Source organism: Alcanivorax sp. HI0083, from assembly GCF_001635175.1.
In genome coordinates this window covers 1-3,528 of sequence record NZ_LWFX01001199.1, presented here as the reverse complement: position 1 = coordinate 3,528, position 3,528 = coordinate 1, and the positions used below count along the sequence as shown (strand labels likewise).

3 protein-coding genes are annotated in these 3,528 nt (G+C 57.9%); 2 read left to right on the top strand and 1 reads right to left on the bottom strand.

The genetic code is table 11. The annotated features are described in order from the left end of the window. Nucleotides 1–1,271 (bottom strand): AMP-binding protein (locus A3754_RS17370; protein WP_063520709.1); only part of this gene is annotated, 1,271 nt, incomplete at its 3' end. 356 nt (nucleotides 1,272–1,627) lie between these two features. Here A3754_RS17370 and A3754_RS17365 point away from each other — a divergent pair. Both A3754_RS17365 and A3754_RS17360 read left to right on the top strand, forming a co-directional pair. Further along, nucleotides 1,628–2,659, top strand: coding sequence for an AraC family transcriptional regulator (locus tag A3754_RS17365; protein WP_063520708.1), 1,032 nt, complete (start codon nucleotides 1,628–1,630; stop codon nucleotides 2,657–2,659). A 136-nt stretch (nucleotides 2,660–2,795) separates the two neighbouring features. After that, complete coding sequence (locus A3754_RS17360) at nucleotides 2,796–3,350, top strand: outer membrane beta-barrel protein (protein WP_063520707.1); 555 nt, start codon at nucleotides 2,796–2,798, stop codon at nucleotides 3,348–3,350. Nucleotides 3,351–3,528 lie beyond the last annotated feature (178 nt).

Below are 3,528 nucleotides of genomic sequence, written 5' to 3'. Positions count from 1 at the left end.
CGATCGACAATCTTGATATTGCCATTTTCCTGCACTACACCCACGTCACCGGTGCGGAAGAAACCGTCCTTCATGGACTTGGCCGTTTCTTCCGGACGATTCCAGTAACCCTGCATCACTTGCGGCCCGCGGATCACCAGTTCGCCCACTTCGCCAATGGCCAGTTTGTTGCCGTCTTCGTCCCAGGCTTCCACCTCGGTTCCGATCAAGGGCGCGCCCACCGTGCCCAGCTCTTCGGCACCGAACTGGTTCAAGGTGGCCACCGGTGAGGTTTCGCTCAGGCCCCAACCTTCGGTAACCGGGCAGCCGGTTACCGATTGCCACAGCTTGGCGGCGGAGCTGGTTAGCGCGCTACCGCCGGAGAAGGTGAGCTTGAGGCTGGAGAAGTCCAGAGCCTTGAAATCCGGATGGCGGCACAGGCCGACAAACAGGGTATTGATACCGGCCAGGCCGGTGAACTTGAACGGCTGGATGGTTTTCACAAAACCGTCCAGATCCCGCGGGTTGGGAATCAGCACATTCATGGCGCCCAGGTTGAACAGGGCCAGCATGTTCACGGTGAACGCATAGATGTGGTACAGCGGCAGCGGGCAGACGAAAATTTCCTTGCCGGCTTCGCAACGTTCGCCCAGGCGGTCTTCCATCTGCGCCGCGTTGGCCAGAATATTGGCGTGGGTGAGGCTGGCGCCCTTGGCCACACCAGTGGTACCGCCGGTGTACTGCAGCACGGCGATGTCCTCACGCTGGGCCTTGATGGGTTCCAGCTCAGGCAGGTTGGCGCCTTCTTCCATGGCCGCCACAAAATCGTGATAGCCGTGCTGGGCCTCTGTGGGCGGCGCAATCAGGTCTGCCGGGCCGGTCACCAGCACGTGCTCAACCTGGGTGTCAGCCTTGATGGCTTCCAGCCGGTCCAAGGCGTCGGCAAACACCACCAGCGCTTTGGCGCCGGAATCACTGAATTGATGCTGCATTTCCCGCGGGGTGTACAGCGGGTTGGTGTTCACCACCACCAGGCCGGCCCGGAAAGCGGCGTACGCGGCAATCGGATACTGGTTCAGGTTGGGCAGCTGAATGGCCACGCGGTCACCCTGTTGCAGTCCGCAGGCATGTTGGAACCACTTGGCCAGATGGCGGGACTTCTCTTCCAGGTCTGCAAAGGTCAGTGTCTGGCCCAGGCAGTGGTAGGCAGGCATATCCGCATACCGCTGGCAATTATGCTCGATAAATTCGGCGGTATTGGTGAACTGCTCGTTCAGTGAAGGGGTGCTCATGGAATACTTCTCCCGATAGTGTTGTGCGCGTATTAATACTGGCATTTCTGCCGTTGAATCGTTGTTATTGTGCCGGGCGAGAGCTTGAACCACTGCTCTGCGCCAGCAAGGCGGCGGCTGGCCTGCCGTCCATCTGAAATGGTCCCGAGGGGGCTGCGCTGCTGATGGGGCAGCGCGTCAGACGGTGGCGCAGCTCCCGCATCGTCGGCCAACACCTTACCCCGGTGATCGGAAATCGCCATGGCTGTCCACGCCAATCTGTTGTCCCATCGCGCCGTGGCGGTAAAATGGGAGCTCAGAGCAAGGGTGTAATACCGACGCCAGTAGGGGCCGTCGGGGCAATAAAGGCTGAAAACGTGCAAAGCGAATATATAGCCCTGAGCGGCTGGGTGATCCCCATATCCAAGACCATGCAGGCTCATGGTATCGACGTGCAGGCGGCGTTCGATGCCTGTGGCATCGCTGCAGCAGATCTGGAGAACCTGGAATCCAGAATGGCCGTGGCCAAGCTTTCCTCCCTGGTGGCCTACTGCAATGCCCGCTTGCCGGGGAAAGATTTCAGTGTTCAGGTGGGTAAGCATTTTCACCCCGGCATGTTTCACGCGCTGGGCTACGCCATGATGTCGTCGGCCTCTCTGGAAGATGCGTTGCTACGCATCGTGCGTTACAAGCGCGTGCTTTCCAACGCCTGTTGGGCCGACGTGCGCGAAGAACCGGCGGGCCTCGCCATCCGTACCATGCCGTTGTTTGACGAGGTGACTGGAAAGCCGGCTCTGGGGCGTTGGGAAATCGAGATATTCTTCGCCACCCTGGTGACATTTGCCCGCGAAGCGGTAGACGCCACATTACGACCGCTACGCGTCAGCTTCAATACGCCCCCTCCGGAACAGGGAGCGGCCTATCTGCAAGACTTTTTCGGCTGTGATATCGACTTCAATGCAGATTGCAACGTGGTGGTGTTCGATCGGGAGCAGGCCGCGCAGAAACTGCTTACCCACAACATGATGCTGACCCAGAGCCATGAAAAAATGCTCGACGAGTACCTCTCCCGTGTCGACCAGAATGACCTGGCCAACCGGGTGAAGTGCCGCATTCAGGACAAGCTGGCCCTGGGCTCGCCCACCCAGGCCGATATTGCCAGCACCCTGGGAATGAGCTTGCGCAATTTGCAGCGAAAACTCAGCGAGCAGGGCACCAGCTTCAAGGATATTCTGGAACAGACCCGCAAAAAGCTGGCGCTGGAATATATCGAGCAGCGTCATCTGACACTGGGCGAAATCGCCTATCTGGTGGGGTTTGCCTCATCCGCGAATTTCAATCGTGCCTTTAAGCGATGGACAGGCGTTAGCCCGGGCGAATACCGGGTGAGCCACGCGGTCACGGCGTAACAGAAAGGCCGGGTGCGATTACCCACCAAAGGGTGATACAAAAGGGCAACGATACGGCGATTCGGGCTGCTGCCTGACGCAGCACAATCGCGGTAGACTCAACGGATAATCCAATAATGATCGCAGGGAGCGACTCATGGCTTTACTCAGAAATATTCTTGTTCTGTCTTGCAGCATGGTGCTGGCGACTACCGCTGCAGCTGCCGACCTCAATGTGCACGGCGCCTTGAAAGGAGGCTGGACCGATCTGGATTACGATGACGGGGATTTTCCTGCCGGCACTGATGTCGACTCCACCGACCACACCTTTTCCATCCTCGCCGGGCTCACGTTCCCGGTAGCCCGTGATCGCATTCACCTGGGCGGTGAAATTGCCCATACCTACCTCGGGGAATACAGCGCAGAGCTCGCCGGTTCAGAGGCAGAGGTCATGCTTACCGGAAGCGAGGCGGTTTTTGCGGGTTTTTTCGATGTAGCCACCGGCACCCAGTTATTTGTACGCGCTGGCGGCTGGGCCTGGGAATCTGACGTTGATCACGGCGACGATGATTCCGGTTTTGATCCGGTCTGGGGCGCGGGCTTCACCTATGGCTTGGATAACTTGTTATTCCGTGGCGAAGCAAACCGCTACGATGCCGATGATGAAAAGGTGGATGCCTACACCATCGGTTTGCAGTATCAGTTTATGTAGGCGTTGAGCGAAAGGCTGGACAGGTCTCTTATTTTCTAAAGTCATGTGTTAGTGGGGAATGGAAGGCCTCGACCCGGTTAGCCGTCGGAAATAATTATGAAGAAGAGTGAATTAAAAAAACTGGCGGCTATTCAATATTTGGGTTCCGCAGGGATAACGTCGCACTGTGTAAGTGCTA

Bases quoted from the DNA above. Each gene is read 5' to 3' on its own strand.
- A3754_RS17360 (WP_063520707.1), top strand. From the start codon at position 2,796: ATGGCTTTACTCAGAAATATTCTTGTTCTGTCTTGCAGCATGGTGCTG.